Annotated in this window: 14 protein-coding genes and 1 pseudogene; 13 read left to right on the top strand and 2 right to left on the bottom strand. The window is 50.0% G+C overall.

All coding sequences use genetic code 11. From position 1 onward, the window contains the following. Window position 1: 1 nt before the first annotated feature. The 6 genes from G583_RS13940 (at window position 2) to G583_RS0102980 (ending at window position 7,088) form a co-directional block, all read left to right on the top strand. Window positions 2-697 carry an acetyltransferase gene (locus G583_RS13940; RefSeq protein ID WP_022869717.1) on the top strand — a complete coding sequence of 232 codons (696 nt, stop codon included), beginning with the start codon at window positions 2-4 and terminating at the stop codon, window positions 695-697. A 2-nt stretch (window positions 698-699) separates the two neighbouring features. After that, entirely contained in the window at window positions 700-1,917 is a 1,218-nt protein-coding gene (locus G583_RS13935) for a glycosyltransferase family 4 protein (protein ID WP_051129591.1), read from the top strand. A 174-nt stretch (window positions 1,918-2,091) separates the two neighbouring features. Continuing rightward, the gene (locus G583_RS0102995; RefSeq protein WP_022869715.1) at window positions 2,092-3,039 is read left to right on the top strand and encodes an NAD-dependent epimerase/dehydratase family protein; all 948 of its coding nucleotides are present in this window, start codon (window positions 2,092-2,094) and stop codon (window positions 3,037-3,039) included. A 164-nt stretch (window positions 3,040-3,203) separates the two neighbouring features. Then, a complete protein-coding gene (locus G583_RS0102990) occupies window positions 3,204-4,517 on the top strand; it encodes a polysaccharide pyruvyl transferase family protein (RefSeq protein WP_022869714.1) in 1,314 nt (437 codons plus the stop codon). After that, window positions 4,486-5,748: a glycosyltransferase family 4 protein gene (locus G583_RS13930; protein ID WP_022869713.1), complete on the top strand. Its 1,263-nt coding sequence runs from the start codon at window positions 4,486-4,488 to the stop codon at window positions 5,746-5,748. Before G583_RS0102990 ends, G583_RS13930 begins: the two co-directional genes overlap by 32 nt. A 143-nt stretch (window positions 5,749-5,891) precedes the next feature. Further along, window positions 5,892-7,088, top strand: coding sequence for a glycosyltransferase (locus G583_RS0102980; RefSeq protein WP_022869712.1), 1,197 nt, complete (start codon window positions 5,892-5,894; stop codon window positions 7,086-7,088). A 621-nt stretch (window positions 7,089-7,709) separates the two neighbouring features. Here G583_RS0102980 and G583_RS0102975 read toward each other — a convergent pair. Continuing rightward, window positions 7,710-8,769, bottom strand: a pseudogene (locus G583_RS0102975) (integrase core domain-containing protein); the annotation flags it as partial. A gap of 671 nt (window positions 8,770-9,440) precedes the next feature. Between G583_RS0102975 and G583_RS0102970 the strand changes: the two are divergent. The 7 genes from G583_RS0102970 to G583_RS13915 all read left to right on the top strand — a co-directional run bounded on the left by G583_RS0102970 (window position 9,441) and on the right by G583_RS13915 (window position 20,142). After that, the gene (locus tag G583_RS0102970; RefSeq protein WP_084677220.1) at window positions 9,441-10,703 is read left to right on the top strand and encodes an oligosaccharide flippase family protein; all 1,263 of its coding nucleotides are present in this window, start codon (window positions 9,441-9,443) and stop codon (window positions 10,701-10,703) included. Window positions 10,704-11,100: 397 nt separating this feature from the next. Further along, entirely contained in the window at window positions 11,101-12,564 is a 1,464-nt protein-coding gene (gene wzy / locus G583_RS0102965; protein WP_022869709.1) for an O-antigen polysaccharide polymerase Wzy, read from the top strand. Between the two features lie 67 nt (window positions 12,565-12,631). Further along, window positions 12,632-13,696, top strand: a complete 1,065-nt coding sequence (locus G583_RS0102960; RefSeq protein ID WP_022869708.1) for an acyltransferase family protein — start codon at window positions 12,632-12,634, stop codon at window positions 13,694-13,696. A 515-nt stretch (window positions 13,697-14,211) separates the two neighbouring features. Further along, the gene (locus tag G583_RS13925) at window positions 14,212-15,654 is read left to right on the top strand and encodes a polysaccharide biosynthesis tyrosine autokinase (RefSeq protein ID WP_022869707.1); all 1,443 of its coding nucleotides are present in this window, start codon (window positions 14,212-14,214) and stop codon (window positions 15,652-15,654) included. Between the two features lie 17 nt (window positions 15,655-15,671). Next, window positions 15,672-16,241: an arsenate reductase/protein-tyrosine-phosphatase family protein gene (locus G583_RS0102950; protein WP_245540592.1), complete on the top strand. Its 570-nt coding sequence runs from the start codon at window positions 15,672-15,674 to the stop codon at window positions 16,239-16,241. 937 nt (window positions 16,242-17,178) lie between these two features. Beyond that, window positions 17,179-18,621 (top strand): polysaccharide biosynthesis tyrosine autokinase, encoded by a 1,443-nt coding sequence (locus tag G583_RS13920; RefSeq protein ID WP_022869705.1) that lies wholly within the window; start codon window positions 17,179-17,181, stop codon window positions 18,619-18,621. Between the two features lie 228 nt (window positions 18,622-18,849). Next, window positions 18,850-20,142 (top strand): type III PLP-dependent enzyme domain-containing protein, encoded by a 1,293-nt coding sequence (locus G583_RS13915; protein WP_022869704.1) that lies wholly within the window; start codon window positions 18,850-18,852, stop codon window positions 20,140-20,142. Window positions 20,143-20,170: 28 nt separating this feature from the next. On the opposite strand, the gene G583_RS13910 is transcribed toward G583_RS13915, so the two are convergent. Beyond that, entirely contained in the window at window positions 20,171-21,274 is a 1,104-nt protein-coding gene (locus G583_RS13910) for a PQQ-dependent sugar dehydrogenase (protein WP_022869703.1), read from the bottom strand. Window positions 21,275-21,575: the final 301 nt, after the last annotated feature.

The raw sequence follows: 21,575 nt of genomic DNA, 5'->3' as shown, positions 1-21,575 counted from the left end.
AATGTCATTTGATGTTATAGTTTTCGGCGCGGGCGGGTTCGGGCGCGAAACCCTTGATGTAATTGAAGCGTCGAATAGATCAGCTACAGGACATTCGGGAAAAATTCGGGTCATTGGCGTTGCTGATGATTCGCCAACACCAGAATCTTTCGAACATATGATCGCCCGAGGATATCGATATTTAGGTACGACGTCTGATATATTAGATCGCCTGGAACCTCACAGTTATGTAATTGGTATTGGAGACCCAGGCATCAAATCGTTGATCGACCAAAGACTGACGAAACGTGGCTGGAGGGCGGTGACCTTGATTCATCCATCAGCTTCAGTCGGTTCAGTGAACGAAATTGGTGACGGTAGCATCATTTGCGGCGGTGTCCAGCTCTCAACGAATACCGTTCTAGGAAAGCATGTGCATTTAAACCCGAATGCGACTATCGGTCATGATGCTCTCATCAAAGACTATGTTTCCGTCAATCCAGGAGCGGTAGTTTCTGGTGAGGTTGTCGTTGAACCCCGCGCACTTTTGGGAGCAGGATCTGTGGTGCTGCAAGGACTGAGTATTGGAAGAAATGTAACAGTGGGCGCGGGTGCCTGCGTTGTGAGCAACGTTGGAGCGGAACTGACTGTAGTTGGCATACCGGCACGAGAGCTACAGTCATCGGAGCCAGATAACCGCAAGATTGAGAAGTGTTGAGGATGGACCAAGACAAACTGAATAGTGCCGAATACCAGGGAAAGGGGCCCCTCGTATTCGGCACTACCGTGGGATTTAGTGCAGATCTTCTCCTTAAGGGCCAGCTTTCGTGGTTTAGACGGCAGGGTTGGCAAGTCGTGCTCATCACGTCACCCGATAAAGACGCAGAGCGTGCAGTCGAACGGGAGGGCAGTGCGCTCCATGGCATCGACATGAAGCGAGAAATTAGTCTACTGCATGATATTCGCGCACTTTGGAAATGGACTAATTCTCTTAGAAAAATTCGACCTACTGCGATTAATCTAGCGAGTCCGAAAGCCAGTTTGCTTGGCGGCATTGCGGCATGGCTTGCTCATGTACCTAAACGGGTCTACGTTGTTTGGGGCCTTCGTTTGGAAGGTACGCAGGGACCAATTGGGTTCGTGTTACGAATGATGGAACGTTTAACTATAGCGCTAGCCACGGATGTAGTAGTGGTGAGCGAATCACTGGGGCGACAGTTACACGAAAGGCGTTTAACCGGTTCCAAGCCCTTGTGGTTGGTCCACGAGGGAAGTAGCAACGGTGTGGATGCTCGCGAGATCCTCGAGCAGACTATAGATATTCAAGGCGAAGAACTTCGTAGAAGCATAGGACTCAAACCGGATCCTTTCACTATCGGTTATGTGGGGCGCATTAACCATGACAAAGGCTTCAACACTTTGATCCAGGCGTTTCAAAACGAAAGCCTGGATCCAAGTATTCAGCTTGTGATTATAGGAACTGTTGAGGACCAGGAATTAGAAACAGCAATCGAATCTGTGGGCAGTAAGGCACGCATCATTCCTTGGACCGCTGACGTCTGGAGATACTATGCAGCGATGGACGCCTTATGTCTCCCTACTAAGCGCGAGGGTTTCCCCAATGTGGTCTTAGAAGCTGCTTCAGCCGGAGTGCCCGCTGTGACAACTACAGCCACTGGTGCTGTTGACTCGGTTATAGACGGTGTCACGGGCTTGATATTCGAAACCGGCGATACAGGAATGTTAATCCAACATCTGAATCTTCTCGCGTCTAATCGTGAGTATGCGCAAAAATTGGGAGCGGCCGCGCGAAGTCGAGCACAAGCACGGTTCCAACCACCGTTAATTTGGGCAGGGATTGAAAGTATCCTTGAGGGCAAATACGACTACCACGGACTTCGAAAAATAGATTTGCCTAGGGACTTAGGTAGTGAGTGAAATTGTAAAAGCCTACTGAGTGATAAAAATAGGTACAAACGAGTAGTCTATGCGTTGTACATACCAGGCAGTAGACGAATCACTCAGTACGTTGTGTCCTCAAAACTAAGCGCGGGATAAATCACTTCGTTTGTTTTTTCCTAGACAAGATGTCCAAAGAAAAGGGTTTAAAATATGAAGGTCTTAATTACTGGTGGAGCTGGGTTCATTGGCGCTAACCTTGTGAAAAGCTTAGCAACCTCCATGGAAATCAGCGAAATACGTGTGCTAGATGACCTGAGCAGCGGCTCAATGGCGAACCTCGAATCTCAGTCGGTGTCTTTTATCGAAGGAACTATCCTTGATGAAGACATTCTACGGACAGCTGTACGAGGCGTTGACTCTATTGTCCACCTAGGGGCGATTCCCAGTGTACCTCGTTCAATTGCTAATCCTGTTGCTTCGCATCACGCCAATACAAGTGGCACACTTCTAGTGCTTGAAGCAGCACGCTCTGCTGGCGTGGACCATGTTGTGGTGGCTTCGTCGAGTTCGGTATATGGTGCCAATCCAAAATTACCGAAACATGAATTAGATTGGACAAGGCCGATGAGTCCCTATGCAGTAAGTAAACAAGCGACTGAAGGCTACGCGCTGGCTTATCAGTTTTCTTACGGAATGAAGACGCTTGCCTTTCGATTTTTTAATGTTTATGGACCCATGCAGGCAGCGGACCACGCCTATGCTGCGGTTATTCCAAAGTTTCTGGATGCCGCATTGAAGGGTCGTCCAGTTGAAATCCATGGCGATGGGAACCAATCACGAGATTTTACTTACGTCGAAACTGTGTGTGCTGTGATTCGCAAAGCAGTTATCGAACGCATTTCCTCGCCCGAAGCTGTCAATCTTGCCTATGGTACTAATACACCGCTGTTGTCATTGCTCGACGAAATCGAATCTCAAATTGATCGCGAAGTCGAGAGGGTGCATACTGAGTCCCGTATCGGGGATGTACAGCAGTCTCAGGCAGATAATTCTCGAGTACGCGAGCTATTCCCTGAAGTTGAGCCCACACAACTTTCTTACGGACTAGCGGAAACAATTGCTTGGTTTCAAAATAGAAACAAAGCCGATCATTCATAAAGCTAATCGTTCTTGACGCCGACCTTGCGCGATTAACTGTGGCTACCTGAAGTTGCTATGGGACCGTAGACCGGTGTGTTATGGGTCCACCGCATCAGTCGATGAGCGTTTATTGCCGACAGGATTGCTCGAGAAAAGGGATTCCGATAATGAAAACGAGACGAATGACTAAAACGGTTATCTTGCCAACATGTGATGATGGGAACAGAGGTGATCAAGCCTTAGTTTGGCAGACAAAAAATTTGGCTTGGAGAGCTGGTTTAGCTGATAAATGCGCGATGCTAACTGAGGACACAGATGGTGCTGAGCAGTCAAAACGAGAAGGAATAGGACTATTGCAACCTATTCTTCGTCATCCAAGTACCAAGTTCCTGGGTGTAAGTAACCTCAGCTACGGGAAATTTTTGCTGGTGGTGTGGGGCATAATTTCTGTGTTGGACGGTTTTCGTGCATTACTGTTGCTATCGCGAATAGGGCGTATATTGCTGCGCTGGACCCTTTCTGAAAAACAACGTTCTACTTTGCGATCTATCGAGAGCGCAGATGCGTGTTTCGTGAAAGGCGGTGGCTTTATACACACAACAGACAGTGTCACAGACCCGTATCGTGCCTATTTTTTCCTTTATCATTTGTTCTTGGCACAGTCTTTTGACACGCCCGTCTTTGTCATGCCAAACTCATTTGGCCCACTCAATGGCAGGTTCTTTACTTGGTTAGTTCGTAAAGCGCTATCGCAGTGTTCATTAGTGACTGTGAGAGAAGGACTTTCTCAACAAGCTTTGGCGTCTATAGGCGTTGAGTCGGAGCTTTTTCCGGACCTTGCGTTTGGTTTAGAGAGTACGGAGTCCGTGACGGATCTTATCACTGAGATTCGTAAAGAGCACCCAGGCCGTGACCTGGTTGGTATTACCGTGAGGCCGTATAGATTTCCTGGAAACCAGAATCCGCAAAGAGCATACGAGAAATATATTGCGCAAATGGCTAAGTTTGGTGACTGGCTTAGCTTGAATGGCTTTTTCCCCTTGTTTATAGAACATGTCGTATCAAGTGGCGAACACGAAAGTGATATCTCGGCTATCGCACGTGTTGAAGAGTTACTAGAGACTGACACATATGCAGTTTTCCGGGATAGCGAATTTACCAGCAGGGACATGAAAGGCTTATACAAAAAGTGTGACTACGTCGTAGGAACACGATTCCACTCTGTTATTTTTTCGCTAGCGGAAGGAACGCCAGCGTTAGCCATTGCCTACGGTGGGAACAAAGGCGAAGGTATAATGAGGGATCTGGGTTTACCTCAATACGTTATTCCTATTGAAGAATTTGAATTTGATCGAGCTGCATCAAGTTTCATCGACCTTGTCAATGACGGTGATGTAACCACCAAACTGAACGATTTGAGCCTTCAAATCACGGCCGAGTACAGAAGATTGATAGACCGAATACATGACGCCCAAACATTGCAACTGGGTGACTGATGGTTTGATTTCGATATTTGTTAGGCGAAGCAGTTTGCAAAAGATTTTAAAGTTTTCATTTTTTCACGATTCCAGATTTAAACAAGCAATTGATGGGGAACATTACAGTACAGGGACTCTTACTCGTCGTCTGTTCGAAACGCGTTACCTCAGATTTGCAGAGTCCCTCACAGTTGTCTCTCGCGTCGAACAAGCAAGAGCGGGGGAGACTGAATCTCTGGCTGTTGCCGAGCACCCTGCAGTTCGCTTCATACCCGTGAATTTCAATAATCCACTGTCGTTATTTCTGGGAAGGCACCGCAAAACGATAACGGAAGCTGTCGCTGACTCCGATTTTATTGTCATAAGATTACCAAGTCTTATTGGCCTTAGTGCCGCATTGGAAGCAAAGAAGCAAAATAAACCTTACATGATTGAGTTGGTAGGATGTGTCTTCGATTCCATGTGGAATTATGGCTCGAAGACCTACCGGATTGCTGCGGGGGGCCTCTATGCGGCAACAAGGAGAGCAGTGCTCAATGCTCCGCACGTTATATACGTCACAGAGTTTTTCTTGCAAAGCAGGTATCCGACGCGTGGAGAGGAGATTTCGTGTTCCAATGTTAGCTTGCAAGAAATTTCGAAGGATGCTCTACAGCGTAGGGAATCTAAAATTCTCCAAGGTTCGAGCGAAGATGACTTGATTCTAGGTTCAATTGGCAACGTCGGGCTGGCTTATAAGGGTCATGAATATGTTATAAGAAGCCTGCCGAGGCTAGTGAGCCGGGGCCTTCGCGTGAAGTACCAAATAGTTGGTGGAGGGGACCAGGCACGTCTCCGTCAAATCGCTGACGAGCTAGGCGTCCAAAATAATGTAGAATTCCTCGGAACTTTAGATCATGCGTCCGTTTTTGAATGGCTGGACTCTGTGGACGTCTATGCTCAGCCTAGTCTCACAGAAGGTCTGCCAAGAGCACTCGTTGAAGCTATGAGTAGGGGCTGTGCTTGCATTGGCACACAGACAGGTGGCATTCCGGAACTTCTGGAAGCCGATGACATTGTTACTACGAAAGCTATCGGTGAGCTTAGCGCAAGAGTGGTCGAGTATGTCGAAGACCGCGATTTGCGACTTAGGGCAGCTGAACGGAACATGCAGAAATCTCGAGCGTACCTTGAGGAAACTTTAGAACTTCGGAGAAACCAGTTTATAGCTTCAGCGTTGAGTAGCTATAGACATCTCACAGATCCATGAATCTGCGCTCAAACTGTCAGAACTGATTTGTTGTCCCCGCAGCACTAATCTGCCGGGTCAAGAGTTGTCAGATTCAAGTGAAGTAGCTTTTGAGGAGCAAATCTCACGTTCTGAATGGCAGACCCACCGGGAGATCTTATTCTGTGCAAGGTAAGGTCGGGATTACGGTTGACGACAGCAAACGAGGAGCAAAGACGGTGGAACGAGGCAGCAAAACTCAGCGAATTGTGCACATTATTGGTCAGCTCATTCCTGGTGGGGTTGAAATGAGGACGCTTGAGCTTATACAGGCTTCGGACCATACTGAGTTTCAGCACTACATCTTCGTAACCTCCGGTTTGCGAGGCACTCTAGACGAAGATTTTCGACAGGCTGGGGCTGTAGTTGTTTATTGCGATATTAAAACGGTTAAGTTTACCGTTGTATTTTTCAATTTTCTTCGCCGCTGGTCAATTGATGTTGTTCACTCATATCTCATGCATAGTTCAGGATATATCCTGTTAATAGCTAAGATGGCCAAGGTTAGTAAGAGAATTGCGCATTTCCGGTCAGATGGTTTACCAACCAATAAACTGAGTGCTTTACAACGCACGAAACGGCGAGGGCTGACCCGTCTCATCGATAATGCGGCCTCTGATATCGTCGGGCTTACGCCAGCCAATCTTGATACAGCATGGAACACTTCGTGGCGTGAAGATAGTCGCTGCCGAGTGATCACTAACGGTATCGTTGTAGCCGACTTTAGCCGTACAGAAAAACCAGAGGTGTTGAAAGCTGATGAAGACAGCATAGTGATTGTCCACGTTGGTCGCGGAGACTTAGTGACAAAAAATCGTGAGAAAGCTATTACTATTATAGCCGCTCTCAAAAAGAAGTGTAAGTCTCGTATACAGTTGATTTTTGTCGGACGGGACGGTCGTGACGCTACCAGCGCGGAAGAAAACAGAGTCAGGTGGCGAGAACTTGCCGCCAAGTACTCAGTCGCGGAAAACATAAAATATATGGGTGAAAGGAATGATGTAGCTGCCTTTCTGCAGTTTTCTGACCTATTTCTTTTTACCTCCACCCTGGAGGGGTTACCAGGTGTCGTTCTTGAAGCCCGTGCTTCCGGAATCCCAATCGTAACGTCAGATCTCCCGGGCGTAAAATTCGTCGCGCAAACATTTTCAGATCTTCGGATGCTTTCTCCTCAAGCGCCTGACGAAGATTGGGCAGATGCTATGGTTTCTGCATTGCGGGTTGCACCCAGCGCAAGATACGAGAAGCAGCAGGAATTCCTCGGTAGTCGATATAACTTCGAGACGGCATTTGAAGAGTTTAAGATCCTCTGGAGTAAGTGAATTTCCATACTGTTGGACACCGACATCTAGGAACGGCAGCAGTATTATGCCATGACCCCAGACAATCTTTGGCTGGAACGTAGCCTCTGATGGTACTCCCAGTCCACGGACTTGGTGTGTAATCTCGCAACATCGTAGACACTGAATCTCATGGCTTCGTAGACAATCGATCTCACGACTTCGTACACAACTACCACCAGCCATCTAGCCGATGACTGGTGGCATGTGAAAAATGGGCTCATTCTTGAAGAAAGAGCTCAGGCATCTGCTGTTGTCGCAGTTCGTATTCTTTTCGGTAACGCTCAGCCTTGCGTTCCCAATTGACTGTGGCATTGACCATGTAAATACCTCGGATAGAATACGAAGCAATCAGCTTGCCGCTCTTGTACAAAGCAGTCAGCGGCAATGGGAACGACATCACTACCTCACCGGTGTCAGGATCAAACAACACGAATTCATCCTCGGTGACGATCCGCGCATATTGACGGTCCGCTAACGACGACGGGACTGAAATATGTTGGCCCTGGTAAAAGACTTTCCGTTGGTCCTTCTTGATTTCGATCAGGATCTGGTCAGCTGCCACAACGGTTGCTGGCTCGGCAAAGAGACCTGCCTCGATCACCTTGCCTGTCTTTGAGACCACCATGGGTGCTGTGCCCACCGCAAGATGCTTGAGTCTGCGATGTTGTACATATTGAGCTGCTTTGGCCTCCAACACGGATAGGTGGATCGGCTCGGTAGCTGGTGTGTGCTCCAGGGTTTGCCAGGCGATTTCTGGTGTGGCTTGGTTCAATGCCTGATGTGGCCTGCGCCGGTTATAGTGGCCCCGATACCGTTGGATGAGCTTGCGTAGCTCGGACAGATTCTGCGGCTTGTTGGCTTTCAAGAAACGTTGCAGCGTTTGATGGGAGCGTTCATTTTTGCCTTGTGTTGTTGGCCGTCCAGGTATCCCTGTGATCGGCATCGTGCCCTTTGAGGCCAGGTAGATTTCTACTGCACCAATCGTGCCAGTGCGCAGCTGGTTGAAGGCTTTGGAGTTGTCACTGAGTAGTTCTCGTGGTGGCCCATGCTGCTCGATCGCCCGTGTCAGGACATCGTGTGCGTCATGGCTGTTTTCGTGGTGTTGGTAAGCCCAGGAACCGACATCGTAGCGGGTGGCATCATCGAGGAGTTGATAGACGGTGCGGACTTTGCCATCACCGGTCCGGAATTCGAAGGCGTCTAACTGCCATAGTGCCATGGCGGTGGATCGAGCAAAGGGTAGGTACGAGGATTTTGGGCGCTTGCGAGGGTTGCGGTCAACCTGGCCAACAGCTGCTAACAGCCGACCGATCGTGGCTACCGACGGCACCTGGCCACCAGGGAACGCATCTAGGATAGTGGCCTCGTAGTGAATCGTCTTTGGCCCGTAATCCCAACCATCATGCTTGAGCTGTTTACGGATCCGAACCAGCTCATTGACAACATCAGGCCCGTACTGCCGAGTGGGATTCCGTGGCGCGCGAGAACGCGGATGCAACGCTGAAGCAGCCTCCGATTCGGCACGAGAACGGATCCGATAGAAAATACTGCGAGAGATTTTCTGGGCCTTACAAAATTCACTGATTGTCAAGGCATCGGGTTGAGTCGGATCGTAATTGATAATCATGGCGCGAAGACGCGGCGGCAACGGTGTAGACATGCTGAACCTGCCAGAATACCGCGCACAAAATTATCCACGAAGCACTGAGACATAGTGTCCACGATGTCATGAGATCGTGTGTCCACGAAGTGACGAGACAGGACATACGAAGTCGTGAGATCGATTGTCTACGAAGCCATGAGATTCAGTGTCTACGATGTTGCGAGATTACACACCAACTACGTGGACCGGAAGTACCATCAGAGGCTACGCGCCATTTGGCGCCAGATATTTGTATAGCGAGTTAGGAATCGGGTCGAAGATTGTGGTGGTGTGTGAGTGGTGAATCATGAGAGCACCCGGACGTTGGAAAGCTCTAGGACGATGTAGGGAAGAATCAAACCAGCAAGAACTATATACTAAGAATGTTTGCTAACCTTACAGGCATCCGTCCTCCGAACGCCGCGGCACCTGGAATTATGTGTCTTAGGATTCTATGACAACACGCATTGAGGGTTTAATGTTGTCCGTCCACTCGTTCCCAGAGTGTCTGGGGACGAAGTACATTTGTTGAGGCGCTTAGATGGTCCCATCGTGGAAGGGGCCGGTGGTACATCATTCAGCCCGTATGGCGTAGTGCCTGGGCAGGAAGTCGTCCGAGAATTTCGTAGGTTCCGTGAGACAGCCGCACATACTCCTCAGCTCTGTACTATTACTATCTAATAACGAGTATGAATGAACGAGGTCTTATGAAGTTGCCTTTCACCGCCCGGTTTAAGGCCAACTCAACACGCGAAGTTTTCGGTGCCGTGAGTTGGAATTTCCTTGGAATGTTTTTTAGTTTAGTGACTGGCATACTGACGGCGCGCATACTGGACCCTGAGAATCGGGGCCTTTTAGCTTTAGCTTTGACTATTTCGTCTCTTAGTTATTTATGCAGTTCAGTTGGCACAAATAGTGCGGTAAGAACCTTGCAGCCGAGGTATTCTTGGGCAAGTTTCCGTACATATTTTCTGGTCAGTGTTTTTCTTTTGGCTGTCAACGCTGTATTTGTACTAGCTATCTTATTCTTTTTTGTCGAATTGGGCTTTGTTGAGTTTTCGGATCATGTAATTGCCGTCGCCTTACTGGGTACTTTAACTTTCGTCTCGAACCAGCTTCTCGACATGTTTAATGCCGCAGGTCGCGCTAGTCAGTCTGCCAGAGCCAACACGGTTGGACATTTTGCGACCATGATCTCCCTGCTAATCGTATTCTTATGGGGCACGTTTGCGAATCTCCAGGGTGTGCTGGTTAGCTATTCACTGAGCTTCGCTGTTCGAATACTTGTGATGTTTGTTCTAGCGCGGAATGCAGATTTTGAATTCGGGGGAAGTAGTAGAGCCGGGAGAAAGAAGTTTTTGGGTGCTAGCACAAAATTTTGGGGCATCAATTTAAGCCAGACGTTGACTCTTCGCTCCGATCAGTTTCTTCTTGGTGTGCTATCTAACGCCTATCACGTTGGTGTTTATGCAGTTGCTGTAACACCCGCCACTCTAATGCAAGTTGCAGCAAACTCTATAGGGCAGGTAGCGTACAGGGAAGCAGCTACGGGTAGTATGACACTACGCCGACTTATAAAGTTCTTGACGGCTACATTCGTTCTGTCGTTTTGTTACGGTGTGCTTCTCTGGCTATTAGCTCCGATCCTGATTCCACTGGTTTACGGTCAGGACTACGATGAGTCTGTCCCAATCGTTCGTGTACTCGTAATTTCAGGTCTGTTATTGTCCCCGTACAGTGTTTTATTGAGGGTTCTAGCTGGATTGAACTACCCTTACGTTTCAACCTTTGCGGGTGTAGTGGGCGTAATAACTTTGGCTATATCTTCTCTTATATTGGTCCCTTCTCATGGAGCATTAGGCGCGGCAACGAGTACTATATTTGCGTATTCCGTCATGTTAATAGTTGCTGGCTTAGGTATTTTTTACCATTATCGAAATAAATCAAGTTGAGGGAATTTGGGTTTGGTGGCGTCAACTTGCTCCACACCTGCATTGCCAACGTGGGGCAAGTTGAAATTTGTTACGTGCTTTGGTGGTGACTGGGAATACTGACAATGGGTCAACTAAATTACCGAGTAGGTCATAGGTCGAATATGTGAAAGCCATGGAGCTGAGCAGCCAATGTTATGTGCATTGAAGTTTGCTCAAGGTAGAGCAGACAAGGACCGCATCAGCTTCGATTTGGTTACGTAATCATTCAACGATATTCGAGTTGAAAGTCAACTCACAGCTACAGTCTTGATAGAAAGATGAATGCGTATCCTGGAATCGAGGAGCACGTTGTAGCAGGATTTCACCGATCCGAGATATTGGAACTGTTCCTTGAAGGGCTGATTTGACCATCTCCATGAAGAGTAAAATTTACGATAACGACCATCGTAGGTTAGCCAGATCACAGAGTCAGAGACGCAGCGTATCTTTCGAAGCCTCGAACAGATTCCGTAGGTCCATTCACCTCATCTTTTGGTTCCTCATAGCAATCTTAGCTCTGCTTGCAAGTTTCTATGCACAACTACCATCGCGGTCGGCGATGTCGTGGGTCGCTCTTAGTGTATTTGCTTTGGCTGTTTTTTCGCTTTCGCGTTGTACGCATAGTGGGTTTTGGTCGCCTGTCACGCTTTTCCTTATCGTTCTGGGCGTATTTCACCTGGGCCTGCTCGCAAACATACTAACTGGAATTGATCCGGAGTTCCCAAGGTCGTCTGATTATATTTGGTACGACGGACCGATAGGCGTTTACGCTATTTTCCTAACGACAATTGCGATCGTTGTCTATGTGCTTTTCTCCTTATCTGCATTAACATTAATGGGAATTACAAAGAACGTGCCCCAAGAAGACCGTGATCTGGCATATTATCTGTCAAACATTGGGGCCTGGCTATTACTCGCTTCAACAGTCGCTTGGTTCCTTATCGCGATTATAAGCGTTGGGATAGGCGGGTTGCTGGGCTCCTATCAGAATTTTCTCGTAGCTACGCAGGCAACGCCGATAAACCTGACTTATATCACTACTGGCGTTGGCCTGGGAATGACTGTATTGGCTCCGGCAAGGCGCGTGGCTGTAGCTGCGCTGATTGTATTTGCGCTCTTTGCATGCCTCGGTTTCTTTTTGGGTCTGCGAGGAGAAGTCTTATTTCCTCTGGCGGTTGCAGTTTCAGTTTTAGCGCAGAGGCGTTCGATGCCAAACGTTCTGGGAGCGGTAATTGGCTTAGTAAGTTTGTTAGCGATGATCTCTCTTGCAAGAGAGGTCAGGGTTTCAGGTTTGTCCGATTCCGAATTTAACTTAACTGAAGGTTCCCCCGTTGAGGCGCTGACCGAGCTGGGTTCCACACTCAGAGTCGTAGCCACCGTAGTTCATTGGCATGAGGCTGGGGATCCTTTCCGGTTAGGGGATACGTACACCGTTACGTTGGCACGTACGCTAGAACAGGTAACGCAGGGGTCGCAGCGTATTCCAGCCCATGATGACATGCGACTCTTTAACGTTGAAATCCTAAACAGAGCAGGCGGTGTTGGTGGATCACTTATCGGAGAGGCCTATCATAATTTCGCAGTAATCGGTGTTATCGGTGTTATGGCGATCGTCGCAGTGCTGTTGTCGTATTTTTCTCGAGGACATGCGACAACAACGAGTATGGCAGTCTATGTCATTATTGCCGTCCCCTTATTCACGCATATTAGGAACTCTTTTGTTCCTGTTATTCCTGCTGTTGTCGTGGGCTTGATTTTCTTGGGGATCGCTCTGAAGATCGGACGAAATCGGATGGCTCGGAAGACAAAGGACGCGGCTCAAGAGAGACTGGCTCGGTGACTCGCTATGCATCGAATAGTGAGTTTAAACGGTTCGCATCGGACCAAGTATTTTGCGAGGGGGATACGTGGTATCTAATGTAAGTATCCACGAAATAAAGGAAAGTAAAAAACGCGTACTTTGGCTTGATTTCGCCAAAGCCTTTGCAATAATCGCGGTTGTTGTTACTCACGTGATTACAAAATTTTTGATACCTTTAGACTTTAGAAGCTCTGAGATCCTAGTTGCCTTCATTGTAGCGTTTCAACCATTGCGAATGCCCGTCTTTTTCTTGGTTTCGGGGCTACTGGGTGCTTCCGCTCTGATTAAGCCCTGGAGGGTTGTGCTTACCAGGAAAACCGCGTCATATTACTACATTTATGTAATATGGCTTGTCCTGCAAACCGTTTCCTTTTCCTTATTTCCCAACCATATTGTCATCCCAACGGTCGTCGCCAACGATCTTGTTTCCATTTTTGCGCAGTTAACTTATGATCCGAGTAATCTCTGGTATCTGTGGGCGTTGGCTCTTTTCTTCCCAATAGCCAAGATGGGGCTTAGACTGCCGCGAGCTGCTATCGTCGCATCCCTATTGCTCGCTACCCTCGCTGCTATGGGACTCTTTTCCGAACTAGGTTTAGCCAGTGCAGCGCTACTTAATTTGCCGTGGTTCTTGCTGGGTTCATACTTCTCTAGTAGCCTCATGAGCTTCGTCGACTCCCGGCAGAGCAGACGAATTTGGCTTTCAATATTTTGTTTTGCTTTTCTGCTCGCAGGTTATCTCGGTATACGTGTTGCTTTCGGATCTTTGTTTTCAGGTCTTATCTACAACATTGTGGCCTTTGCGGGACTCATAATGATTGTCTATCTGTTCCCACGTTTAGCTACTATTTTGAGGCGATGTAAGCTCCTGAGTTCGCTGGTTGTCTATATTGGCAGGAATACAGTTCAGATTTATGTTTTGCACGTCCCAATTATTACCTTAGTAGGGTATTTTGCTGGCTCTCTGACAGGTTCTCTGATCATGGCGTTACTTATGGCTATCATCACGTCAATTATTGTTATTGCTGCATCTTTAGTTGCAGGTAGCGTCCTGCAGAGATTAATTCCATTTATTTTTAGTCCACCTAAGTGGATAAGTGGAGTCAGCTAATGTCGGGAAGTGCCGCTTGTGCAATACTTATGTATTTATGCCTCTGGATTGGCAGTCTCTCCGTAAGGTTTGGTTAACATCATTGTTTCCTGGTTCTTCGCGCGTATTGTTTACGTAATGATTTTGTTCCGAGCGTGTATTTAGCAACGGGGTGTCGGAGGATCTGTGGATGCTCAGAGACCCGTTACCGGAAAAACGTTCGTAACAGATTTAATGCTCCTTTCTTCTTTTTTACGCCTCTGAGTATTCTGGAATCTTTGCTACGCTCAATTGATTTCTTTTTCGGCGAGAGGAGCCTCGTGACAGAACTGAGTGTGAGCGATTTTGTGGTTTGCTGTCAGTTCCCGGAGCCATATTCAGTGGTTCATATTGCAATCAAAAAAAATAAAAGTAAGTAGGCTATCTTGAGGTAAACTGCAGTCGATCAAATAAGGACGCTCACGTCATGAGCTCCTTTGCCCGACTGGAACTTATTTTCAAAGATTTGATGAAGCACCCAGGGAAGGGGCCATTGCGTGGAATTGCGCGATTACCTGCGAATAGTCCGTCGAAGCTGGCTTCTGATCATGGTCGCGGCCCTGATTGGATTAGGCGCCGGCATAGGGGCTTCGTTCCTCATGTCGGCTAAGTATGAATCAACTGCGCAGTTGTATGTTTCTGTACGTAGTGATGAAACCGGTGTGGGTGATCTAGTGCAGGGGTCGAATTTCGCCCGGCAAGCCGTTGCGAGTTATGTGGAAGTGGCAACGAGCGCGATTGTTCTTGAACAGGTGAAAGAAGAACTCTCTCTCGCCGAAAGTGTTCGCAGCTTAGCCTCCCGGATGAGAGTGTCGACGCCAGCGGATACTGTTTTGATGGATATCACTGTTACTGATGAGGATCCTCGCCAGGCTGCTGAAATTGCGAACACTGCCGGAGAAGCTCTGACTGAGGTTGTGGAGAACGAGATCGAGGCTTCAGATGGGCAGGGGAGTGGAGCAGTTCAGGTCTCGATCGTTCAGCCAGGGACTGTCCCTGACTCGCCGGTTTCTCCTCGGCCGCTTTTGAACGGCGTCGTTGGTCTCATACTCGGTACTGTTCTTAGCTTAATAGCAGCAATTTTGCGCGCTCTCTTAGATACTCGCCTGCGCACTGTTGATGAGGTAGAGGCCGCTGCCAATGCGCCCGTCTTAGCAGGTATCGCTTATGATCGTGATATTGATAAGCGTCCGCTCGTGGTTCATTCCGCACGGCTCAATCCTCGTGCGGAGTCTTTCCGTAGTCTTCGAACCAACCTCCAATTCGTGGCTACAGAAGATGGAGCAAGAGTCTTTGCAATTTCAAGTTCGGTTCCTGATGAAGGCAAGACCACTACGGCTGCAAACTTGGCTATAGCATTGGCAGAGACTGGTGCCAGTGTAGTACTGGTTGATGCGGATCTTCGTAAGCCAAGTATTGCAAGTATTATGGGTCTCGAGGGTGGTGCTGGGCTAACGGACGTACTTATTGGCCGAGCCGAGCTACGCGATGTCCTTCAACCCTGGGGGCGCGCCGAGCTTGCAGTGCTTCCATCAGGGCAGATTCCTCCGAATCCTAGCGAGTTGTTGGGTTCGGCAGCGATGCAGCGGGTGGTGAATGCTCTTGGGGAAACTGTAGATTACGTTGTTATCGATACCCCGCCGATTCTACCGGTCACTGATGCTGCTGTGGTTTCTCGTTTCGCCACTGGAACGATGCTTGTGGCTGCTGCCGGTTCTACTAAGCAGCTTGAAGTCGAAGCTGCCGTCGAAAAACTTGCGGTAAGTGGCGTACGTTTGCTTGGTGTTGTGGTCACTAAACTACCTACTAAAGGACCAGACAGCTATAGCTACGGAACCTACACGTATGGTGGTAGTTACAGGTATGATGAATCTGTGCCTGAGACTGCGAGTCAGCTTCCGCCTAAGCGGGCCAGGGCCACTGATCGGAGGCGTTCTTGACTTTCCGTATTCTCGCAGTGTGCACGGGAAACATCTGTAGATCGCCTCTTGCTGCTCAGCTGCTTGAAGCTGACCTGGAACGCGATGCGTTCGAAATTGATAGCGCAGGAGTGGGGGCCCTCGAGGGGGCACCGATGCCTGACCCTGCTAAGGATATAGCGGCCGGACTGGGCCTTACCGCATACCGAGAGCACCAGGGCAAACAGTTGGTGGCAGGTGAAGTCGCCAGGGCCGATCTCGTCATGGCTATGGAGCGTGACCACCGGAGAGCTATCGTTGAGCTCCATCCGGGAGCAGTGCGCTACACGTTTACCCTGACGGAGTTTGCACACATTGCGTCGAATATCCCGAAAACTGACCTTGTAGAAATGGTGCATCGAGCGGGAGACCCTGAACGTGGAGCTCTTGACGCGGTGACACGACTGCGCGGAGTGATCCCGCCGCTCGAGAACCCTGCCGATATGGACATTGAGGATCCTTACCGCCGTTCTATTGAAGTATACGAGCGATCTTCGTTGGTTATTGTTGATGCTATCAATACCATTGTCGAGTACTTTACCTATGCGGCTAGCCTGCGCTCTTCCTAACTGTTCGATGACGAGAACTACTAAGCGTTAACCAATGCGACCCTGTGCGTGCGGGGGCGCACTTGAGATTTTGTAGTAACTTCGGGGACTGGCATCGCAAAGTATCGGAGGGTCTGGCTGAAACAATAGAGTGGAAGAGTTATATATCTGTGGGGGAAGACTTCTGTTGATGGTTAGGGACCTCAAGGAGCGACCCGGATATTGCCTCTCCTGGCTGTCATCATGTGGTCCGATTGGTCGTGTCAGACGACATTAGTTCACCCTATATCCCTTAGAGCTTCATTCCCGTTAATTGACCTGTGCCACGAGTGGTATTCGTCGGCGATGATTGGTACTTGGAGACGAGATATGGTTCCGCGTGGTTGTGCTGACTGTCACGGCGGTATCACTTCCAATCTATGCCTGCCAACGCAAGTGCTGCAGTCGGGGAGAGTATTCGTAGTGCTAGCAGGGATTGTAGTGATCGACCGGTGTGCTAGTCTCCAATACGAATCCCACCTCTGCTGCGTTCGTGTCGTAGTCTGCTACGTTGGAGTGGTTGCAGAACTCTTGAGGGGTAACCCATAGGGAGTCGTGTTTCCCGAGTGTTGGGGGCCGATGCCGGGCTGCGCTGTATATTTGCTGCGGTCCCGAGTAAGCCCCGGTAGCCTGGCCAGAAACTAATTTAGGTTTGGATGTACGGAGAAAGTGAGACTGGTGCACGGCCACGCGTGACCGATGAGCTGATCATCGGGTAGAAATCCGTCATGTCTCGCAAGACACTTCCGCCCCGTATTCATCGACAGAATGGACTCGAAGAAGTTTGTTATGAAGTGCTAGATTCGCCGTTCTGAACTCATTGTTCAATCTACATATTGAATACTACTTCGAAGCAGTAAACTGAGAGACATCAATAAGGCAGTAGTACTCATCACTGCTTCGGACGACTGGGGATCTCGTGGAATTGCGTGACTACCTACATATATTACGTGCACAGTGGGTGCTCATCGCACTGGTCACACTCATTGGCACCGGTACAGGTCTGGCAGTGACGTTGCTGACGACCCCTCAGTATGAGGCGCAAGCCAAGCTGTACGTTTCTGTCCGATCTGACTCGCAAGCTTCGGGAGATTTACTCCAGGGATCCAACTTCGCCCGTCAAAATATGGTGACGTTTGTTGAGCTGGCTACGACTACGAGGGTTCTGGAGCCAGTTGCCGATCAACTCGCACTCGGGATATCAACCACGCAACTGGCTGAGAAAATTGATGTGTCAGCCCCCGATGATTCGACGATGATGCACGTTGCCGTCATTGATGAAAACCCGGTTCAGGCTGCTGAGATTGCGAACGAAGTTGGCGCACAAACTCGGAACCTCGTTGAAGAGGATCTTGAGCCTGCCCAGGATAGTGCCTCGAGTCCGGTGAGTATCCGCATGGTTGAACCGGCGGAGGTACCTTCGGTTCCGGTCAGCCCGCGTCCCCAGCTGAATTTGATTATGGGCGTGCTCCTTGGACTCGCTTTGGGTGTCGGTCTCGCTATACTTCGAACCTTCCTAGACACACGGATACGCTCAACAGAAGATATTGCACGAATCACCGAGGCACCGGTGCTCGGGCGCATCGCCCACGATCCAAAAGCTCATCGCAAACCATTAATCGTGCACCTGGATCCACGGAGTCCCAGAGCCGAAGCTTTCCGGACGTTGCGCACGAACATCAAGTTCTTAGCGGTGGGTGAGGGGCCGAAAACGTTTGTTGTATCAAGCGCAGGGCCTGCCGAAGGTAAAACGACCACCTCGATTAACTTGGCGCTTGCTTTGGCAGAGACGGGGCTCAGAGTTGCTCTGGTCGATTGTGATCTACGCAGACCCCAAGTTGCGGACTACATGGGTATCGAAGGTTCGGTTGGGGTCACGGATATTTTGATCGGTCACGCGGAACTTTCTGATGTGCTGCAACGCTGGGGGCGTACCAAGCTAGATGTGTTGCCGTCAGGCCAGCTTCCGCCAAACCCTTCGGAGCTTCTCGGTTCGGAAGCTATGGATCAAATACTCACTCAACTTGAACAATCTACTGATGTGATCATTCTCGACGCGCCGCCCGTGCTCCTTGTTACCGATGCCGTTGTTATTGGCGCCAAAACGCAAGGTGTTATTTTTGTTGCCGCCGCTGGAACCACCAAGAAGCCGGCACTCGAGGCTGCCATTGATTCCTTAGATGTGGCAGGAGTGCCATTACGCGGGCTCGTCGCTACTATGCTTCCGACAAAAGGTGCTGAGGCTCATCGGTATGGAACGTATGCCTATTCTTCTAGTGATACCGCCACAGAAAGGAGCAGTTGGTTTGGAAACTTGAGGAGAATTCGTCGTCGCAGCCGCGGAGCACGCTCCAAAGACTGAGGCGATCCTCTTGCTGAGTTTTTGTTGCGCGAGGCGGCCCAGTTTAACCGTGCGGAATCGTGGGTGTTCGACCGCAGTATGAGGGTGACTCGGGCGTATACGCGTAGTGACGTTGACCACAGAACTAAAGTAAGCTAGTGGTATTCAACGCCGCGATCGCGGCGGGTCCTGGACTGTCTCTGGGCAATAACTTCTGGCCGCACTCAAAGTGCAGAAGTAGGAATTATCATGGATCGCTCACACCAGCTAGATAATCTGCAGCCTGCAACGCCTGCTTTCGTTATCGATGTCCCGCTATTGGAGAAGTTTACCGATCGTTTTTTCCAAGCGATGAAGACATATTGGCCAAATTCCATTCTTGGCTACTCGTTTAAAACGAACTCCTTACCTTGGCTGGTCGCCTTCATGCGTGACAGAGGCGCATGGGCCGAGGTGGTATCTGATGCCGAATATGAGTTGGCGTTGGCCCTGGGATACACCCCCGATCGAGTCGTGCTCAATGGGCCGTATAAGACTCGCGACCGCCTCCGTTCAGCGTTGCTCGGTGGTTCGATTATCAACCTCGACGCAAAACGCGACCTGGAATGGACGATAGAACTTGCGCGCGAAATGCCTGACCGAGAATTCGGTGTGGGGCTCCGGGTGAACTGGGATCTAGAAATCCGTTGCCCTGGTGAGAGTACCTTCGGCGAACAAAATAGTCGTTTCGGCTTCAGTCCTGAAAACGGGGAACTCGACCAAGCGATTACCGATTTAGAAGCAGCAGGTGTTCGAATCGCCGGGCTGCATGTCCACCGAAACTCCCGTACGCAAAGTCTGAACGTCTATCAAGCCGCCGCAACAGTGGCCGCCGAAATTATCACGTCGCGTGACCTCGACCTCGACTGGATTGACATCGGCGGCGGATTCTTCGGCAGTGAAGACGGCAATCCAACGTTCGAAGACTACATGCGCGTTATCAGTGAAACCCTAGAACCAGTCGTGGACATTGAACGGACCTGTCTCATCACTGAGCCAGGCGGAGCGCTCGTCGCGGTTCCATTCGAATTCCATGCCAGTGTTGTAGACGTCAAAAAAATCGAGGGCGAAACCCTCGTACTGACCAACGCCAGCCGAACCAATATTGATCCGCTCTTCCGTAAGGACGGGTCATATGACCTCACGATCGATGCGCAAAGCACCGATCTGGTGTCCAAACAGGTCCTCACCGGATTTACGTTGGTCGAAGGTGACCGTCTCGTGACGCTGAAGGATCAGCCAGTACTACAGGTTGATGATCGGGTCGTCTTTTATAAAGTGGGCGCCTATACCCTGGCCTTGCAGCCCCTGTTCATCGAGTACTTGCCAGCAGTCTATGCCCGCACCGAAGACGAATTGACCTTGGTGCGTCGTCAATGGGGTGCCGCAGAGTATCTCCAAGGCAGTCAATGGGCGAAAGCCGAAGGCACAGTTCAAACCGACGCGAGGCTCCGACGTCCAGTCAATGGTCCTCGACAAGCCATGGCAACGCCCACTCCATAACGAACAGTGTCGATCGGTTCCGGTCCGTTTAGGGCTGTTCAATCCGCAGGAGACGATCGTCCCCTTCGGAAGCTTCGCCTACACCATCGGTGTTGTTGGTTAGGATCCACAGTGAACCATCAGGTGCGGTTGCCACCTCGCGTAGCCGACCGAACTCATTGACCAGGTACTCTGTGGAAGTTTCGGTATTGTCGAGTGGAATTTCCCAGAGTCGTTGGCCTCGCAGCGCCGTCATGTATAGCATGTCGTTGTGGATCTCAATGGCACTCGGACTGGCTTCAGCCGGCGTCCACTGTTGGATCGGGTCAATGTAGTCTTCACCGCCGCCGGTGCCTTCGTACTCGGGCCACCCGTAGTTGCCACCTGCTTCGATAATGTTGAGTTCGTCCCAGGTGTCTTCGCCAAACTCGCTGGAATACATGGTCTCGTCTTCAGTCCAGGCGAGGCCTTGCGGGTTGCGGTGGCCATAGCTATACACAGGTGAGCCTTCAAACGGGTTATCGTCTGGAATATCGCCATCCTGAGTGATCCGCAGAATCTTTCCAGCCAATGAGTCGAGATCTTGGGCCCTGCTGGGCTCAAGGGCGTCTCCGGTGGTGATGTAGAGCATGTCATCGGGGCCAAACGCAATACGGCCACCATTGTGATAACCCGCAGCAGGTATTCCCACGAAGACAATTTCTGGTGCGCCCAGCTCCAGGGCTCCGGGTTCCCCGATGAGGTCGTAGCGCAAGACGCGGTTATCACCGCCCGTTGTTTGATAGACGTATAACTGGTTTCGGTGCACGACGATACCTAACAGTCCGCCCTCACCGGGGGATGACGACGTTTGATCGACGACGGCTACCTCTCGAGCATTGCCGTGCTCATCCAACTCCAAGATCCGGGAGGTATCACGCTCGCTAATCAGTGGCGTTTCCCCGACAAAAGCAATGGACCACGGCGCATCGAGGTTCTCCGCCAGAATTTCAACGTCTCCCAAATCAGTATCGACCACAGGATGTTCGACTGCTGGCATGTCAGCGGTGTCAGAGAGGGTGGGTTCGGATTCGGCTTCCGGGTCCGAGGCGCATCCACTCAATATCAGTGTGCCAGCTACAAGGAGGACGTTGATTTTGAATTTTTGTCGCATTGGCGTCCCTCTCGCTGGGATGCTTGTCTAATCACAGGTACACCACTCATAACCGCGGAGGTGTCCCTTAAGTATGTCACTTGCCCCTAACCCTGAACAGTATGAGGCCGTTCGCTAGAACCTTCGGGGCAGTGTGGGTCTGCTCGATATTCACACTGGGGAGCTGTCTCTAGAAATGGCCGACATCAAAGTCGGCGTTCCGGATAAGTGAAATGGTGTTCCCTTATAATGACTTTAAGTGGCCGGGCGATGGTTTTCGCGGAGTGTGCTCGTAGGCAGGGTGTTGAGTGTTTCGGCCATG

This window comes from Yaniella halotolerans DSM 15476 (assembly GCF_000420805.1).
GTDB classification, from domain to species: Bacteria; Actinomycetota; Actinomycetes; order Actinomycetales; family Micrococcaceae; genus Yaniella; species Yaniella halotolerans.
Note: the sequence above shows the minus strand (reverse complement) of the source record. Positions and strands in the feature narration are given on the sequence as shown.